Origin of the sequence: Nostoc sp. (assembly GCF_036917235.1) — a bacterium.
Classification (GTDB): Bacteria; Cyanobacteriota; Cyanobacteriia; order Cyanobacteriales; family Nostocaceae; genus Nostoc.
The window spans coordinates 100,226-117,361 of the sequence record NZ_JBALDU010000007.1 but is presented as its reverse complement, the minus strand read 5'-3'; the positions used below and the strand labels follow the sequence as shown (position 1 = coordinate 117,361).

Sequence of the window (17,136 nt, the reverse complement as noted above, 5' to 3'; positions counted from 1 at the left end):
GTGAAAAACTGGAGTAGTCTACATTGTTCTACTCCAGAAACGTGCGAAATTCAATTCTGTATCTAACATATCATTTTTTTGAGGGTAAAAATGCAATTCATATTTTTTTAATTTTTGCTTTGACAATCATATTCAATTGTGGTTGTAAGCCTTGTGTGATAAGCGATATGAGGTAATGAAAATAGGTGTGTTGCTGCATATCATTTTCAAAAAACTTAACTTTTTACTTCTTTTCTTTCATGACCACTATGAGGAGATGGGTAAGAAACTGTAGGATTTTGTGTTTAAGAGAAACAACAAACTATAATCTAACATGATTGAGCGATCGCAATGAATTTTCTGAATTGCTCATTACAAACCTTAGCAAAAACCTCACCCCCTTCCCGACGCGGGAAGGGGGAAAATTCAAAATCTCTTTCCTTTTAGGAGAGAGGTTTAAAAGCTACAATTCAACTAAGTGTGATAAAAATCTGAGTTATCATAGCCATTCCCCAAGAAGCGCCAAAAATGACCGTTGAGGAATATCTGGAATGGGAACCTCAGCAAGACGTTCGCTATGAATATGCCAATGGTGAAGTGTTTGCAATGACAGGCGGTACAATTCCCCATAAGGGACTTCCAAAAAATAAAATCACCAATAAATAGAATGATAATTATTTTGAAAGGGGGAAGGAGCAGCCATTGGCGGCTCACAATTACAGCGAAACTGGACGTGCTGTGGGTAAAATTGCGATCGCGCAGCCCGTCGTAGACATCGCAGTTTCAAGTTGACTTTCCAAACATCATCTCATCTCGTGTCTGGCGAAAGACTTATAATTTAGACCGCAGGGGGAAAAAGGCGTTTCCGATTTTTGCACAGATCCGGTAATCATAAGTGATTAACCGGACTTGATACCAGACCTTTTTAAATTTTGGACTTTCCTGCGGAACGCTACGCGTAGCTTGCTTCCCCAGAGGGGTACGGTGTAAGCGTTCAGTAGAACACTTTTACAGCTATATTTCAGCTAAATAGACCACGCGGTAGGGACACAGCAATGCTCTACTTTTATGGCAGATATGGTTCAAATACATGAAAATTGCTGTAAAGTATTCAATCCAAAATCCAAAATTCAAAATCTAAAATTCGGTGAGTGGTGCTACTTGACCTCTATATACGAGATGATATTATCAAGGTCATTTCCAAGGGATTTATAATCACCAGCAGTATATTCACGGCATAAACCATTACCATTTATATGTTGGCACACACGTATCCGCGTACCCGGTGGTACACTGAATGAACTAATAGTGTCATTACCAACAATATTTAAGTCACCTTGGTTGTATTTATATACTCCTGGAGTCGTAGGAAAAGACTGGGAAATTCCGCCAAAGTTAGGGTCTCTGTAGAACTTGACCTGTTGTGACGGCGTGTAAGAAAGCTTATAGATAGTGCCGCTGAAGTCATCCGAAATTAACAAATTACCTTGCTGGTCTACTACCATATCCACGGGTCGCCCCCAGGTTTCTTGGCTTGCTGGAACTACCCAACCGGTGACTAAATCTATCTCTTGTTCTGGGGTCTTTGTTGTACTGTTCCAGGGAAAGTAAGCTATTTTGTAGCCCGTTTTCTTCTGCCGATTCCATGAACCATGCAGCCCTGACACTGCTCCATTTGAGTAAAGGCTGGGAAAGTTAGTATTTTGTAAGAATGTTAGTCCCAAGGGAGCGGAGTGGGCTTGGATACCTTTGCTAATCCTGTCCATTGCATTGCAATTAACACTTCCATTAGCATTGAACTGATAGTCGCGGTCAAATGGCATATTGTTGAGGCCATTTGAGGTGTCAGGATTGGGGTTACAGAATGGCCAACCGTAGTTACCGCCATCTCGGACTTTCGTGAACTCCTCTGGTGGGTGGTTGTCTACATAGGAGGGGATAATTTTACCGTAATTGCCACTGCTATCGTTGAAGGGATAAGCGATCTGATCTCGATTATTAACAACTACCCAAAGGTCATTTGTGCTAGGTAAGAATGCTAACCCTTCGGCATTACGTAAACCTTGGGCAAAAAGCCGCTGATTGGTTCCATTAGCGTCGTACTGGTAAATCGCACCACGCTTTGGAGTGCTGACAGTATCTTCCTTACAGGCATTGCACGTAGAGGCGATTGACACGTAGAGTTTGTGGTTGGCATCAAGTGCGATATTTTTCAGTTCGTGACCATAAGCACCTCTAAGTTCTTGGGTGCTGCTGTCTGGTAAACCGACTACAACGATTTGGCGATTTTTGGCGATTAAGTCTCCAGAGTTGTAGATGAAGCGGTTAATTTGATGACTCTCAGAGATATAAATGTATGTGGTGTTGTCAATCTTATGAAACACAATGTCGTGTGGTTTGCGTAGACCTGTTACGAAGTCAGAAATAATTGGGTCTTTGCTGCCATTTGACCGGACAATTAACACTTTACCGGAACTGGGTTGTGATACTAGAAGATCCCCATTGGGAGCAACTGCCATAAAGCGAGCTTTGTTAATGCGAGCATAAACAGAGACGGAGAAATTGGGCGGGATTTTCAAGTAACGGGTAGTGTTAAAGGGCCAAGAGGTCATTGTACTAGGCACTTTTATCTGGGTGTCAACAGATGCAGCCGGCGGTTGAGCGATCGCTGCGGTGCTAAGAACCTCTAAGGACATCAAACTAATTAGCGATGCGGATAGTATGCGTCCAAATATGTGTGTTGGTTTTAGAGTAGATGCAACCATTTTTAACTTCCCTCTAGCTTGGTAGTGATTTATGTTACACATCATTCTCGGCTAGCCGATTTCACCGAGAGTCTGAACAAAGTTAACTCAGGGGTGTTATTTTTTGGAAAGACTTAAAATATCTTTATCTACCACTATTTTTTCTAACTCATCAAAAAATTCATCAACCGAGAGTTATAAAAAAGGCAGAGCGATCGCACTTCCCAACTAAAATATTCCTCAAGCTACTTAGCCTCGAAACCATTATGTAGAGGGTCTTAACAGGGTTCCTTCTCAGTCAATAAGCCAAGTTTTTGTTTGCAAAGCCCAAGGCTGAGGACTTGGTTTTTCTCAAATAGTGGTGATTGATTGCACATATCCCTTGGTATAACTAGCCGTGGCTCATGGTTGTAGCGAGAGTGAGCGTGCTGTGGGAAAAATTGCGATCGCAGAAAAATTGCGTAGGCGCAGCCCGTCGTAGACATCGCACTTAGGAATTGATCTAAAAAAACCAACGCGAAACCTAACCCACTTCCCGACGCGGTAAGGAGGAAATTTCAAAGTCTCTCTCCTTTTAGGAGAGAGATTTAGAGAGAGGTTCTTAGATACCTGTAATATTTCTGCAATAACCTTGAAATCTGGAAACATTACTCAAGCTAGTGGATATACTCGTAATCAAACTCTCAACAGAAGCGAGTATTATGCTGGACTGGTTAGCTATTTGGGGTGTAACTCAGGCCGCCGGGTTGATTTTTAAACCCATTCTGGAAGACTTAGCCAAGGATGCGGCTAAAGATTGGGCTAAAGATTTATTAAAAGGCATCCCTGGCAATATTTTAGAGAAACTTAAGAAAGAAGACATAGAAATCGCTGCTGGGAAAGCCTTAAAAGAATTTTTACAACTGGTGCAGGAAGATTTAAAAGGTGGAGAACTTTCTGAAGATGAAATCAAAAAGTATACGCAGCCGATAAAGCAATTTATCAAAAATCAAGAAGTCAAAGAAGTTTTGGGAAATGCCTTTAAAGATAATAATCCAGCTATAGATACTAATAGATTACAAGAGATTTGGGATAAAATTAATGTTTCAAATCCGTTACCAGATGATTTTAACTGGAAGCGGGTTGCTAAGAAATATCTGCAAAAGGTTAAAGAGATTATTCAAGGAATTCCCGAACTCAGAGAGATTCTCGATTCCCAAAATCTGGATAAAATCAAAGACATCTTAGAAGGCAATGCTCAGAAAATTACTACATTTGATTTAGTTAAATATCAAGAAGGAATCCGTGAGTGCTATGGCAATCTCAAGTTAGATAGCTTAGATACAAGCGGCTATGCCTATAACGAACTGAAATTATGGCGGATTTTTACTGCTCAAAATGTCCGGGAAACTCATCAAGTTTTAGCGCAAGTTCACGAACTGCCTAAAGAACATCTGAGACGGCTGCGAGAAAGTGAGCAAGTAGAAGCTGTTGAGTTAGAAGAATTAGAACGCCACAAACGGGTTTATTTTGAACAGCCGATCCGTTCAGTCTTAGATGTTGTCAATAAAAAGCAAGATTATAAATATATTGTGATTTTGGGCGATCCTGGTTCCGGGAAGTCTACTTTGTTGCAATTTCTGGCTTTGAATTGGGCAGAGTCACCACTGGATAATGTTATATCTTTACCAATTCCGTTGCTAATTGAATTACGCACTTATATGCGGCGACGGGAAGATAAAGAGTGCAATAATTTTCTCGAATTCTTTCATCAATGTAGTGGTGCAATTCATCATCTCAATCAGCTTGAAGTAGATAAACAATTAAAAGCTGGTAATGCCTTAGTGATGTTTGATGGTTTGGATGAGGTATTTGACCCTGGTAAGCGAGAGGATGTAATTACTGATATTCATCGCTTTACTAATGACTATCCTGATGTGCAGGTAATTGTCACTTCTCGGATTATTGGCTATAAACCGCAACGATTGCTTAATGCTGAGTTTCGCCACTTTATCTTACAAGATTTAGACTCAGAACAAATTCAGGATTTTATCAACCGTTGGCATGAGTTAACTTTTACCGATGCAGTAGATAAGGTGAGAAAACGGGAACGGCTACAAAGAGGAATTGCAGCTTCCAAATCTATTGCAGAATTGGCGGGAAATCCTCTGCTGTTGACGATGATGGCAATTCTGAATCGTAATCAAGAGCTACCAAGAGATAGAGCCGAGCTTTATAATCAAGCATCGCGGGTACTGCTACATCAATGGGATGTGGAACGCGCTTTGACAGAAGATAAGAGGTTAGACCCCAAGACGATTGATTATAAAGATAAGCAAGCAATGCTGCGTCAGGTTGCTTATCTTATGCAAACTGGTGAGAAAGGTTTGGCTGGTAATTTGATTAATGAAAATGATTTAGTCAAAGTTCTGACTGATTATCTCAAAACTATAGAATTTGATAAACCCAGAGATGTTGCGCGAGTGATGATTAATCAACTGCGGACTCGCAACTTTATGTTATGTTTCCTGGGTGCGGATTATTATGCTTTTGTGCATCGGACATTTTTAGAATATTTCTGTGCTTGGGAGTTTGTCTGGCAGTTTAAGGAAACGCAAACGCTGACTATTGAGGAACTTAAGGATGAAGTTTTTGGCAAACACTGGCAAGATGAAAGTTGGCATGAAGTCTTGCTGCTAATTGCGGGAATGATTGAGCCTAAATTTGTGGGTGAAATTATTGAATATTTAATGGTGCAAGATGGCGAAGGAGAAAAGTTTGCCAATCTCTTTTTAGCGGCTAAGTGTCTTGTAGAGGTGAGAAATCGCTTGGCGATCGCGTTAACAGCTAATAAATTACTTGGGAAGTTAAAAGACTTAACTCAATTTGACCTCTGGTACTATTACGACTCCCACTTAAATACAAAAGAAACTATGCTAGTTAGGAAAATTCGCACTCAAGCAGTCACAGCAATTGCAACGACCTGGCAAGAATCTCCTGACACTAAAACCTGGCTCAAAGAACGCGCTACCCAAGATGATAACGGGCTTATGCGACGTGCAGCAGTTGAAGAATTAGCGAATCACTTCAAAGATGACCCCGACACCAAAATCTGGCTCAAAGAACGTGCTAACCAAAATGGTAACGCGTTTGTGCAACGTGCAGCAGTCCGAGAATTAGCGAATCACTTCAAAGATGACCCCGACACCAAATCTATCCTTAAAGAACTCGCTACCCAAGATGATCACTGGTTTATGCGAGATGTAGTAGTCCAGGCATTAGCCGAGTACTTCAAAGATGACCCCGACACCAAAACCTTCCTCAAAGAACGCGCTACCGATGCTCATGAGCGTGTGCGAGATGCAGCAGTCTGGGCATTAGCCCGGAACTTCAAAGATGACCCCGACACCAAAACCTTGTTCAAAGAACGCGCTACCCAGGATGATGACAATTATGTACGAGGTGCAGCAGTCAGGGCATTAGCCGAGAACTTTAAAGATGACCCTAACACCAAAACCTTCCTCAAAGAACGCGCTACCCAGGATGCTCATGAGTATGTGCGACTTGAAGCAGTCCAGGCATTAGCCCGGAACTTCAAAGATGACCCCGACACCAAAACCTTCTTCAAAGAACGCGCTACTCAGGATGATCGCGAAGATGTGCGAGATGCAGCAGTCTGGGCATTAGCGGAGAACTTCAAATATCACCCCGACACCAAAACCTGGCTCAAAGAACGCGCTACCCAGGATGCTCATGGGCGTGTGCGAGATGCAGCAGTCCAGGCATTAGCGCGGAACTTCAAAGATGACCCCGACACCAAAACCTGGCTTAAAGAACGCGCTACTCAGGATGCTCACGAAGATGTGCGAAGTGCAGCAGTCAGGGCATTAGCCCGGAACTTCAAAGATGACCCCGACACCAAATCCATCCTCAAAGAACGCGCTACCCAGGATGATGACAATTATGTACGAGGTGCAGCAGTCCGAGAATTAGCTCAACACTTCAAAGATGACCCCGACACCAAATCCATCCTCAAAGAATGCGCTACCCAGGATGATGACAATTATGTACGAGGTGCAGCAGTCCGAGAATTAGCTCAACACTTTAAATATCAACCTGAGTTGCTTGAAATCTACTATCACTGCGCTGTCGATAATGCCTTTAAAGGTAGCTATCATCCCCGCGATAACCCCAACCCTCGGCGCATTGCACTAGAGATAATTATCAAGCAATTTCCTCAGCATGACCAGACTTTACCACTGTTGCGCGATCGCGCCGAGAATGACCCAGATGAGCAAGTGCGGGAATTTGCTCAGAAGAAGTTGGCACAATTAGAGAAGTAAAAGAGCAGTGAAAATATGAACAATACAGAAGTTCGTCAGCAAATCAACCAGTATCTAGATGGATTATCTTCAGAACGCCTAGAACTGGTTGCTGAATTTTTAGCGTATCTCGCAGATAAAGAAAGTGAAGATGCTACCCAAGAGTTGCTTGATATCCCTGGATTTATTGAATCCTTTGAAAGGGGTAAAAAAGATATTGTTGAAGGTCGGGTAAAAAACTGGAGAACAATTCGGTCTGATGTATAACGTTGTGTTATCCGCTCTATTGCTCATCGACGAGAAGCTTATGAATAAATATACAATCGTGATTCAATGGTCAAAAGAAGACCAATCTTATGTAGTTTTCTTACCTGAGTTTACAGATGTAATGCAGCCTTGTACTCACGGAGAAACTTATGAAGACGCTCTTAAAAATGCTCAAGAAGTTTTAGAAATGCTGATTGAATCATCTTTAGCTGACGGTGAACCTCTACCAGAGCCTAAAACGCTAAGAAAGTCGCTAAAAGTAGCGTTGTAAATCAGTTAAATTAAATAAAAAGAGCTAATCTCATGACTACATCTGTAAATACCACCAAAGTCTACGACGAAATTATAGAGTTTATTGCTGCTGGAACCACGCCCCAAAGTGTTATCGATTTCAAACTCTCGGATGCAGCCAAAGACCGTTTAGAGGATTTAGTTTATCGGGCAAAAACTGAAGGTCTTACTGGAAGTGACCAGCGAGAGTTAGATCATTTCCTCACGCTAGAGCATATTATGAGGTTAGCAAAAGCAAGAGCTAATCAGTACATTAACCCTAAGTGAGTATTCAAAGTGTCTCGTCTATATATTAATGCAGAACTGCGGCGTTTAGTTTGCGATCGCGCCGCCCATCTATGCGAGTATTGTTTATATCCAGAAGGAGACGGTTTAAGCTTTCAAGTTGACCATATAATCAGCGTCAAACACGGCGGCGCTACAACAGAAAATAATCTCTGCTATGCCTGTATTTTCTGTAACCTGCAAAAAGGGACGGATTTAGGATCAATTAATTGGCAAACTGGCGAACTTGTGCGGTTTTTTAACCCACGCAGAGACTTTTGGGGTGAGCATTTTCGACTAGATGAGGCTGTAATTCAACATCAAACAGAGATTGGAGAAGTCACAGCACGCATTCTAGATTTTAACGGTGATGAAAGGCTTCAAGAACGACAAGCTTTGATTGCATCTGGTCAGTATCCTTCAGCATCGGCACTAAAACAGATAAATAAATAGGTTATGATGTGCGTTGGCATTCGCGTAGCGTCTCGTAGAGAAGCCCGTCGTAGACATCGCTAGAAGAAATTGTTCGGGATAATCAATTAGGCAGTTGTATTGTGTGCGTTACGCTGCGCTAACACACTCTACTAAACTAAAAATTATAACAAAATGTGCGATCGCATCCACCAACGGGAATTCTATACTTAGCAACACTTGCTACTTCACCATTAGAACTCCCAAGGTAAATATATCATGGCTTATCAAAATATTGCAGCCGCCCTTTCGCCACAAGATATCCAAGAAATTAAAGCTGCGCTACAGACAGTCCAACAAAAGCTACCCTTTTTAGTTACTCTCAGCCCTGAAGAACGCCGGAAGGTGGTGAAAATGGGCGACAAAAGCCTAGCCTTTGTAAATAATAGCGTCACTGCTGCTCAGTCTAACCGCGAAATCCTTCCAGCCACTTTTGATGTTGAAGAACTTGTTCGAGATTATCAATTAGCCGCAGCGCTGACTGAACTTTTAACCTCAATCCAGCAACTCAGCGAACAGGTAGATGATACCCTAATGGCTGTCGGTAGTGAAGCTATGACTAGCAGTTTGACTGTTTATGATTACGTCAAGACTGCATCAAAAAAGACTCCAGGCTTAAAAACTGTCGCTGAACAGTTGGGCGAACGCTTTAAAGCTATCAAAGGTAGACCTACTAAAGCTGCCTCTGGTTCTTGAGCCTCTGAACTCCATTAATGCACCTCTGAACTCCATTAATGAGCCTTTGAACTCCATTAATGCACCTCTGAACTCCATTAATAAGCCTCTGAACTCCATTAATGAGCCTCTGAACTCCATTAATGCACCTCTGAACTCCATTAATGCACCTCTGAACTCCATTAATGCACCTTTGAACTCCATTAATGAGCCTCTGAACTCCATTAATGAGCCTCTAAACTCCATTAATGAGCCTCTAAACTCCATTAATGCACCTCTGAACTTTATTAACAAATCTTCAGATACGTCGTTCCCAGTCTATGGCTGGGAATGCCTATTTGCAGCCTCTACCTTCCAAATTCGCGGCAGAGTCACAATGAAGTATATTTCTAGGTTCTACCTGAAACGAAATTTAAATTTGGAAACGAGATTTATAAAAATTTTGGCGATCGCTATTCCCACACATCTATATAATAAGAAAACAGTCGCTACAAGCTATAACTATATTTTGAAACGTATATCTGCATACAGACAGCAAATCCTAAAAGAAAATAAAGAAATCCGTCTTTCGCCCAACCAAATAATAGGATACTAATAGTAGTAGCATATACAAAAAATTGATTTGTAGTCTTATCTAAATCATGTTTGAGTGCATCTGAGTACAGCTTAATATATTGCAAAATATCTTGACAAAATCTTAGCAAAGGCTTACGGGTAAAGTTTCTTGTAGCGCGAACAAAAATTCTTAACCCCCGCCCTAAAAATACTAGTACCCCCATCGTTAAATACTAGCGCCTCTAACCCCAGACAAATTTTAACTTTATGTTAAGTCGGGGTTTTGGCGTTTGAGTACAACTGTAATCAATCCAATAAATCCAATCAGCATTGAGTTTTGTATCGAGTTGGAAGTCACCTGATATAAGCATAAAAATAGCAGATGACTCAATTACCAGATAGACATTACCGATGCAACAGTCTTTAGACAGTATTAGCGATCCCCCAAGTACCAAAAAGCAGGATTCTGCCCGCACATCCATGCTGAAAAATCTCCTCTCTGGCGTTTTTTTTGAGCCATTATTGAGTGATTTTCGCATTATTTTTGAGCGCGATCCCGCAGCACGTAATTGGCTAGAAGTGGTGTTTTGCTACCCTGGATTGCACGCGCTATCTTTGCATCGTCTTGCTCACTGGTTACATGGTCGAGGAGTCGGTTTCATCCCCCGTTTAATTTCTCATTTGGGGCGATTTTTGACAGGTATTGAAATTCACCCAGGTGCAGAGATTGGCCAGGGCGTGTTTATCGACCACGGAATGGGTGTAGTCATTGGCGAAACTGCGATCGTGGGCGACTATACACTGATTTACCAGGGCGTTACCCTTGGCGGAACTGGTAAAGAAACTGGTAAGCGTCATCCCACAGTGGGCAAAAATGCAGTGATTGGGGCGGGTGCGAAAGTTTTGGGTAATCTGCAAATTGGCGATCGCGTCCGTATTGGCGCAGGTTCCATTGTCTTGCAGAATGTCCCCAGCGATCGCACAGTTGTTGGAGTTCCCGGCAGAATTATTTCTCGCAACGAAAGCGCCAGCCTTTCTCTTCTAGAACATGGAAAGCTACCCGATGTGGAAGCAACCGTGATTCGTTCTTTGCTTTCGCGCATCGAAGAACTCGAAAAACAACTGCAAACTTTAGGCGTTAAGAGTCATTAGTCATTAGCAAAGGACAAAGGACAACCGACAAATGACAAAGGACAAATGACAAATGACAAATCACGTTTTGCAGATACCTTTGAGCGATCGCTGGCGAATCTATCACCGATTGCAAGAGTTAAAAATTAATTGCTCTTGTCCCCCTGATGGTTCTTTACGAGTGCAAGTGAACAATTTGCTCGAAGTAATTCTAATTCGTAGTACAGTTATGCAACTTCTTGCTTCTCGTCACGAATTATTAGAATGGCTAGAGCGTTGCTGGCGTTACAGTGATGAGTCATGATTATTTCAAAAAGACCTAATTCAGAAACGATTAATCTTGAATTCATGACGCAAATACTGGACTTTATCCTTTTTGTCCATAGATGCACAAAGCTCAAATAGGTTTAGAGTTTGAAGCTACTGTCCGCTAGCAGAATTTGTTGCAGACTGAGATGGATTAGATGGGGTTTAGATTTTGTTGGGTCTACTAAATCTGAAATTCCCCTGACATATAGCAACAATTAGAAAGGCGAAATTCTCAAATATAAATTGGGATTTCTGATTTTTAATTTTTCCCAAATTAAGAAATTGAAAGTTCAATCAATTATGGCGACTCGGAACAGAGATATAAAACTACTCAATTTTTTGCACAATGAACTTGAACTTTCAAATGCCGATATTGCTGTAGCTCTGCGACACCGCGAATTAGAAAATGGCCCACTACCGATGCTCCTCTGGCAGTATGGTTTCGTTGATTTGGAGCAGCTAGGAAAGATATTTGATTGGCTAGCAGACCACAGTTAGCTAGTTTGTACCCCTTAGCTTTAAGTAGCATTATCTGCCTAAATTACACCCAAATGCACTAGAAAAGATGAGGTTACGAAGATGATTACATCCTTAATTGCTGGATTTTGTGTATTACTTTGTTCAGGATTTGCTAATAGTTATATTAGCTCATTGCTACTCGAAGACATTTCAACTGACATCGGTAAAAACGATTAGTAATTTATACATTGATTTAGTTCCCTGCCATACAGATGTGATGCTAATAATGGGGCAATAATTAAGGATCATGTATCCTACATTATGAATTGTGATATTTTTAGCATTTGCCATCGCTGGGGATTGTAGAGGGAAAGGATATTAAGAATACTTCCAATAGAGGGATATTTGCAATGAATCAAATCATAATTAATGACACTACATTACGTGATGGCGAACAAGCAGCAGGTGTTGCCTTTACTCTACAAGAAAAAGTAGCGATCGCTAAGTTTCTCGATGCCATTGGTATACCGGAATTAGAAGTGGGTATACCGGCAATGGGCGACGAAGAAACCCGTGCGATCGCAGCAATTTCTGACTTGGGTTTACAAGCAAAACTCTTGGGCTGGAACCGCGCTGTCATCTCAGATATCAAGGCTTCCATCGCTTGCGGTCTGAATCGGGTGCATATTGCCATTCCCGTCTCTGGTATCCAAATTGCTACTAAATTTCATGGTCAGTGGCGAGTAAGTTTGCAAAAACTCAAAGACTCAATCAACTTCGCTCTCGACCAAGGTCTTTGGGTAGCAGTCGGCGGAGAAGATTCTTCCAGGGCTGATGAAAACTTCCTCTTAGATGTAGCACTTTATGCCCAAGAATGGGGTGCATCTCGCTTCCGCTTCTGCGACACTGTTGGAGTTCTCGACCCCTTCACCACCTACACCAAAGTCCAAAGGCTGGTTTCCGCGTTGACGATTCCCCTAGAAATCCACACGCATAATGATTTTGGTCTGGCAACTGCCAACGCTCTTGCGGGTATCAAAGCCGGAGCCTCATCAGTGAATACTACAGTTAATGGATTGGGTGAACGGGCAGGAAATGCAGCTTTAGAAGAAGTTGTCATGGCGATCAAACGCATCTACGGCGTTGATTTGGGCATCAACACACCCAGTTTGCTGGAACTTTCTCAACTAGTTGCAGCCGCATCAGGAGCCGATGTACCACCCTGGAAAGCGATCGTTGGCGAAAACACTTTTGCTCACGAATCAGGCATCCATGCTCACGGGGTATTGCAAAATCCCATCACCTACGAACCATTTGCACCTGAAGAAGTCGGTTGGGAACGGCGTTTAGTAGTAGGTAAACATTCTGGACGGCATTTAGTTGCTAACTTGCTAGAACAGCATGGAATTTTCTTGAACTCTCAAGAAACCCAATCTGTTTTAGACGCAGTGCGCCATCAATCGGTACAGAAAAAACGCAGTTTGACGACAGAAGAACTGTTGAATTTGGTCAGAGAACAGAGGTACTCTCATGCAACGCGATGAATTAGAACTAAACTTGCCACCTGCTTTTGAAATTGGTGAAAAAGTCAGAGTTCGTAAACTACTAAAAAACGATGGTACTTTTCCCGGTAAGGAAGTAGGCCAAGTTTTAGTGAACAAGGGAGATATCGGTTACATAGCGAGTATAGGCACATATTTGCAGACTTCCTATATATATGCTGTGCATTTCTTAGAAACAGGGTTCGTCGTCGGCTGTATGAAAAAAGAACTAGAATCTGTTGAGGAATCTCATGAAAGTAATGCTACGGATGAATGATGCCGGCACTTTAGTAGTTTACGTTGCTAAAAAAGACCTGGAAGAAGAAGTCGTCAAACAAACCGATGGAAATGATGGCAAGATTCTCACCCTAGCAAATGGTTGGGAATTAGAATTTCGTGATTTGCCAGACACAGCAAATTTACCTCAAACAGTAGAAGCTAAACGCCTAGCTTAAAAACAGTTAGGAGTTAAGAGTTATGAGTTATAAATTTTAATTCCTAACTCCTCACTCCTAACTCTTCGCTTTTAACTCCCCACTCCTAAATTTTTATCAATCATGGGTAACAAGTATTTGACGTTATCAGAATTGAACCTTGAGGGACAGTTACTAGGTTTTGTTGGTGGTGAACCAGGAAAATATAAATACTTGCAATTGGCAGTTCCATCTGGAGATGTGGAAATAAAACTGCCTAAAGAGTTACGCCGTTTACTAAGTTCATCCTTAGTTCCTGGGCAGCAACTTCGCATTTGTGGCCATAGTGAAGTAGACTCGCGCACAAGTAAAATAAAAATTAAAGCCTATCGGGTAACACCAATTGATGTGTGTCCAAAGCAAGATTTACCACCTCAATCAAAAGCGAGGATTATGGTATGTCAAAAGGGCGGTTGCCTTAAACGTGGCGGTAAAGGGTTATTATCAGAATTAGAAAAAACTTTGTGCGATCGCGGTTTGTTAGACAAAGTTACTATTGAACATACAAGTTGCCAAAAATGCTGTGGCAGCGCTCCCAACTGTGTTTTGCAGCTTGGCAAAAAGAAATACAAGAATATTCATCCTGACGCGATCGCAACTTTGCTAGAAAGTCACTTAACTTCAGATTAATAAGCTTTTCTAGCTTTTCTTAAAATTAATGCACAACTTTTTAGGGGTAAAATTTTTATCCCTATTTATTGTAAGTAACTCTTGTCAAACTGCGATCGGCTATCTGATGTATTGTTGGTAATTGAAATTTTTAATTTCACTTTGAAATATAACCAAGATGTAAAATTATCTGTTTATGCAGAAGCTGGTATTTGCCACTATTGGATATTTAATTTAGTAGATAACTACCTAGAATCTTACAGCGAACTTTATAAAGATTTAGAAGGTAGATTTAGTTATCGCCGTAAGTTAATTTTTCTGCAAAATGAATCAGTTAGTCTGCCATATTTTACTGATTTAGTTCTGGATTTATCTAAAGTATTTCCAGGTTAATGTAGTGAGATTGATGCTGTGTCGGATAAAAAGTTAAAATTATCAAAGTAACTAAAGACGCGATTAATCACGTCTTTAATCTTTGCATTATTTGCTTTTAGATTTATGTAAAGTGTTTTTATTGCTACTTACACTGTTACCATTGTCTTTCTTTAGGATGAACTTTGTTCAAGCTTTAAGTGATATAAATCCATCCAAGATATAGTTCTGAACCATTTACCACGACCTTTTCTGTAAGGCTCTAACATCTCATACTGAAACTTATGTTTGCTAGAGAATGATATATCTACATCTACCAATTTTCCTTGATTACTTAAATCATAGTTGTAGCTTTTTGAATCTTCGACTTCAGGTAGCAAATGTGCTACTCCGAATAGTTGTCCCAAAGGAGACGATTTCAGGAAAGCTTGCCTTTGGGCGTGAGTCATAACAACTTTTGACCCGGCTTTTATTGTATTACTGGCCATATAACTTTGGCACTCCTCTTAAGCTTTCTTGTTGATCACAGAAGGATAGGGCTGCTTTCCGCAAGAATCTAAAAGCATATCCATCTTCTTCTGGAGCGATTGTGACAGACCCCAGATATTCCATCCCCACATTATTACTATAATAGGACAAAGCCGTATCTAGAGCAACCAGGACAACCAGTGGTTCATCTGTTTCTGTTTGACACAACTCCAATGCAACCTTGGTTGCATACCAAATTAACCATTTGCCGATTGGTTCCATAAAGCGTTCAGCCCCTTCTCCTCGACTTGTAGGGTGAGCTTCTATCTGTTCTATCTCTAAAAACTTTGGAGAGCCGGGATAGGGATAAAGACCATATCGCACTAATCCCCAGACTTTACCCTCATAAACAAGTTTGACAATGTTTTGACAGTCAAAATCGGTATTCTGCCACAAATTAAACCAGTTAAAAGACCAATTAGTAGGCATATCATTGTTTGTAGCTGGAGAAAGCATAGCAATTTCCTCGACTGCCGATTTAATTCGGACTTTTACCTTATAGGAGCCAATGGTAGTCAATTAAGTTGTATAAACTTTTAGTAGCAAGGTTTCAGATTCATAGATTATAAAGAACTACCTAGTCAGATAGCAATTAACAGTTCAAGATAATTTATAGATTGCAATAGTAAAGGAGAGAAAGAGCCTCACCATCCCAATCAAATCAATCCTTCTATTGTGTGCTGAAAATCATTCGCTACATCAGCAACAGCTTGCCTATCACCCAAACATTTTTTTATCCGCTGGGCTGGGTAACACTCAGAAATAGATATGGACTCACCCATAGTAATTTTGACTTTTTGTTTGCCTAATTACTGATGGATGCTGTAATAATATTTACCAAGATGGTTTAGAGAATTGCCTGATGAGTTTTTGTATTTGATAACTCTCTGAGAGAAAAAATGCCCTTACTTTCTAGTAAGAGCATTTAAATTTACTGATTTAATGTTGAGTGGAGAAATCTATAGAGCTTGGGATACTTTTCGCTTAAGCTTCATCCAAAATTTTATTACTCCAGCGATCATTTTTATGAGAGAAAATAGTCTTTTATCTTGTCTATAATCACTGAAAATAAATCAAACCGTATTGCGAATAGTCCCCACACAATTGCTATGCTAATTTCTTGCGTAGCTTGCTACCAGCCAAAGCCAGACCGACGATTCCTAAACCAGCGAGACTAGCAGGCTCAGGAGTCGATTGCACAATAGAAGATTTCTTGAATTCAAATGCAATGGTTTGTGTGCCGTTGAATTTGCTGACATCATAGCCAGTGGTTAGCAACTGCTGCGTTATATTACCTTGTGCTAGGAACGAGATTCCACTCAGATAATTTCCAGAGTTGATGACATTGAGATTAAATGTATTGTCCTTGCCGTTATTAGTAAAATAACTACTGGTCAAATCACCATAACCGACAATACCACCACCTTGTTTTACCTGACTTTCGTAAGAATTCCCTCCTCCTGCTAAACCACCATATGTAGCAACAGTGTAGCCTTCTTTGATATTAGTAACTGTCTTTGCCTGAACACCACTATAAACACCTAGTTGTTGTACCCCTGAAGCATTCGCTGAAGCGAAATGAATACCAAACAAATCCCCACTGCTCATAGCATTGTCAAAGGTCTTACCCGCCATATTGAAGAACAAATCACCATATCCAATTTGACCGCCGGCAGCACCCTGTTCAGCCTCTCCTGTTAACTTCATATTGCCATTAATTGCCACAATGATGCTGGTAGCAGTTTCTTTGATGGCCATACCAGAGATATCGTAGGGATTTACTTTTCCTGCCGCGGCACCAACCCAGTAATTCCCGTTCATCCCATCTTTGTTTGAATCAAATGCATACTGCCACCCGCTAGCATCAGTGGAGTTTTGACCCATCAAAAGGCCGGTAGTGTCATTCATACACTCCAAAGAGATGCTAAATGCTGTTCCCTTTAAGTCTGAGGCATAGGCTCCTTGACCAGCCACAAAGAAGATTCCAAAAGTAGCAATACCAACCTTCAGTAAATTGAATACGTTTTGAGTTTTCATTATTTATAAATTGATTTAGAGAATCACAATTTTTTGGACTTCTCTATTTGTAATTGGAATTACAAAAATATAAAAGCGTGATTTTTCTGAAAATATAACTTGGATAACTTAACGTTAATTTTATAAAACT

At 40.9% G+C, this 17,136-nt stretch carries 19 protein-coding genes and 2 pseudogenes; 16 read left to right on the top strand and 5 right to left on the bottom strand.

The window, feature by feature from the left end; all coding sequences use genetic code 11:
• Positions 1–477: 477 nt before the first annotated feature.
• Positions 478–627 (top strand): annotated as a pseudogene (locus V7K44_RS02240) (Uma2 family endonuclease); the annotation flags it as partial.
• Between the two features lie 509 nt (positions 628–1,136).
• Here the strand turns inward: V7K44_RS02240 and V7K44_RS02235 are convergent.
• Together V7K44_RS02235 and V7K44_RS02230 are read right to left on the bottom strand one after the other, a co-directional pair.
• A complete protein-coding gene (locus V7K44_RS02235) occupies positions 1,137–2,744 on the bottom strand; it encodes a sugar dehydrogenase (protein ID WP_334928228.1) in 1,608 nt (535 codons plus the stop codon).
• Between the two features lie 381 nt (positions 2,745–3,125).
• Positions 3,126–3,284 carry a hypothetical protein gene (locus V7K44_RS02230; protein ID WP_334928224.1) on the bottom strand — a complete coding sequence of 53 codons (159 nt, stop codon included), beginning with the start codon at positions 3,282–3,284 and terminating at the stop codon, positions 3,126–3,128.
• Between the two features lie 140 nt (positions 3,285–3,424).
• Between V7K44_RS02230 and V7K44_RS02225 the strand changes: the two genes are divergently transcribed.
• The 15 genes and pseudogenes from V7K44_RS02225 to V7K44_RS02155 all read left to right on the top strand — a co-directional run.
• A complete protein-coding gene (locus tag V7K44_RS02225) occupies positions 3,425–7,045 on the top strand; it encodes a HEAT repeat domain-containing protein (protein ID WP_334928221.1) in 3,621 nt (1,206 codons plus the stop codon).
• 15 nt (positions 7,046–7,060) lie between these two features.
• Positions 7,061–7,291, top strand: a complete 231-nt coding sequence (locus tag V7K44_RS02220; RefSeq protein WP_334928219.1) for a hypothetical protein — start codon at positions 7,061–7,063, stop codon at positions 7,289–7,291.
• 40 nt (positions 7,292–7,331) lie between these two features.
• Positions 7,332–7,562 carry a type II toxin-antitoxin system HicB family antitoxin gene (locus tag V7K44_RS02215; protein WP_334928217.1) on the top strand — a complete coding sequence of 77 codons (231 nt, stop codon included), beginning with the start codon at positions 7,332–7,334 and terminating at the stop codon, positions 7,560–7,562.
• A gap of 32 nt (positions 7,563–7,594) precedes the next feature.
• On the top strand, positions 7,595–7,849 hold the full coding sequence (locus V7K44_RS02210) for a hypothetical protein (RefSeq protein WP_334928215.1): 255 nt from the start codon (positions 7,595–7,597) through the stop codon (positions 7,847–7,849).
• 9 nt (positions 7,850–7,858) lie between these two features.
• Positions 7,859–8,299 carry an HNH endonuclease gene (locus V7K44_RS02205; protein ID WP_334928213.1) on the top strand — a complete coding sequence of 147 codons (441 nt, stop codon included), beginning with the start codon at positions 7,859–7,861 and terminating at the stop codon, positions 8,297–8,299.
• A 237-nt stretch (positions 8,300–8,536) separates the two neighbouring features.
• Positions 8,537–9,013: a hypothetical protein gene (locus tag V7K44_RS02200; RefSeq protein WP_334928211.1), complete on the top strand. Its 477-nt coding sequence runs from the start codon at positions 8,537–8,539 to the stop codon at positions 9,011–9,013.
• A 46-nt stretch (positions 9,014–9,059) separates the two neighbouring features.
• Positions 9,060–9,587: a hypothetical protein gene (locus V7K44_RS02195; RefSeq protein ID WP_334928209.1), complete on the top strand. Its 528-nt coding sequence runs from the start codon at positions 9,060–9,062 to the stop codon at positions 9,585–9,587.
• A gap of 371 nt (positions 9,588–9,958) precedes the next feature.
• Positions 9,959–10,699, top strand: coding sequence for a serine O-acetyltransferase (gene cysE, locus V7K44_RS02190; RefSeq protein ID WP_334928204.1), 741 nt, complete (start codon positions 9,959–9,961; stop codon positions 10,697–10,699).
• A gap of 52 nt (positions 10,700–10,751) precedes the next feature.
• A complete protein-coding gene (locus V7K44_RS02185) occupies positions 10,752–10,982 on the top strand; it encodes an Asr1405/Asl0597 family protein (protein ID WP_069070444.1) in 231 nt (76 codons plus the stop codon).
• A 305-nt stretch (positions 10,983–11,287) separates the two neighbouring features.
• On the top strand, positions 11,288–11,485 hold the full coding sequence (locus tag V7K44_RS02180; protein ID WP_334897333.1) for a DUF2949 domain-containing protein: 198 nt from the start codon (positions 11,288–11,290) through the stop codon (positions 11,483–11,485).
• Positions 11,486–11,856: 371 nt separating this feature from the next.
• Entirely contained in the window at positions 11,857–12,990 is a 1,134-nt protein-coding gene (nifV, locus tag V7K44_RS02175; RefSeq protein ID WP_334928201.1) for a homocitrate synthase, read from the top strand.
• The gene (locus V7K44_RS02170; RefSeq protein WP_094349913.1) at positions 12,977–13,264 is read left to right on the top strand and encodes a nitrogen fixation protein NifZ; all 288 of its coding nucleotides are present in this window, start codon (positions 12,977–12,979) and stop codon (positions 13,262–13,264) included. The genes nifV and V7K44_RS02170 overlap by 14 nt, the downstream gene beginning before the upstream one ends.
• Positions 13,239–13,442, top strand: coding sequence for a putative nitrogen fixation protein NifT (gene nifT, locus V7K44_RS02165; RefSeq protein ID WP_114083693.1), 204 nt, complete (start codon positions 13,239–13,241; stop codon positions 13,440–13,442). The genes V7K44_RS02170 and nifT overlap by 26 nt, the downstream gene beginning before the upstream one ends.
• Before the next feature lie 102 nt (positions 13,443–13,544).
• Positions 13,545–14,090: a (2Fe-2S) ferredoxin domain-containing protein gene (locus V7K44_RS02160; RefSeq protein WP_334928198.1), complete on the top strand. Its 546-nt coding sequence runs from the start codon at positions 13,545–13,547 to the stop codon at positions 14,088–14,090.
• A 102-nt stretch (positions 14,091–14,192) separates the two neighbouring features.
• Positions 14,193–14,462: pseudogene (locus V7K44_RS02155) on the top strand (Uma2 family endonuclease); the annotation flags it as partial.
• Positions 14,463–14,614: 152 nt separating this feature from the next.
• Here V7K44_RS02155 and V7K44_RS02150 read toward each other — a convergent pair.
• From V7K44_RS02150 to V7K44_RS02140, 3 genes are all read right to left on the bottom strand, one after another.
• On the bottom strand, positions 14,615–14,929 hold the full coding sequence (locus V7K44_RS02150; RefSeq protein ID WP_334928197.1) for a protochlorophyllide oxidoreductase: 315 nt from the start codon (positions 14,927–14,929) through the stop codon (positions 14,615–14,617).
• The gene (locus tag V7K44_RS02145; protein WP_334928195.1) at positions 14,919–15,425 is read right to left on the bottom strand and encodes a hypothetical protein; all 507 of its coding nucleotides are present in this window, start codon (positions 15,423–15,425) and stop codon (positions 14,919–14,921) included. Before V7K44_RS02145 ends, V7K44_RS02150 begins: the two co-directional genes overlap by 11 nt.
• A gap of 651 nt (positions 15,426–16,076) precedes the next feature.
• Complete coding sequence (locus V7K44_RS02140; protein ID WP_334928193.1) at positions 16,077–17,006, bottom strand: XDD3 family exosortase-dependent surface protein; 930 nt, start codon at positions 17,004–17,006, stop codon at positions 16,077–16,079.
• Positions 17,007–17,136: the final 130 nt, after the last annotated feature.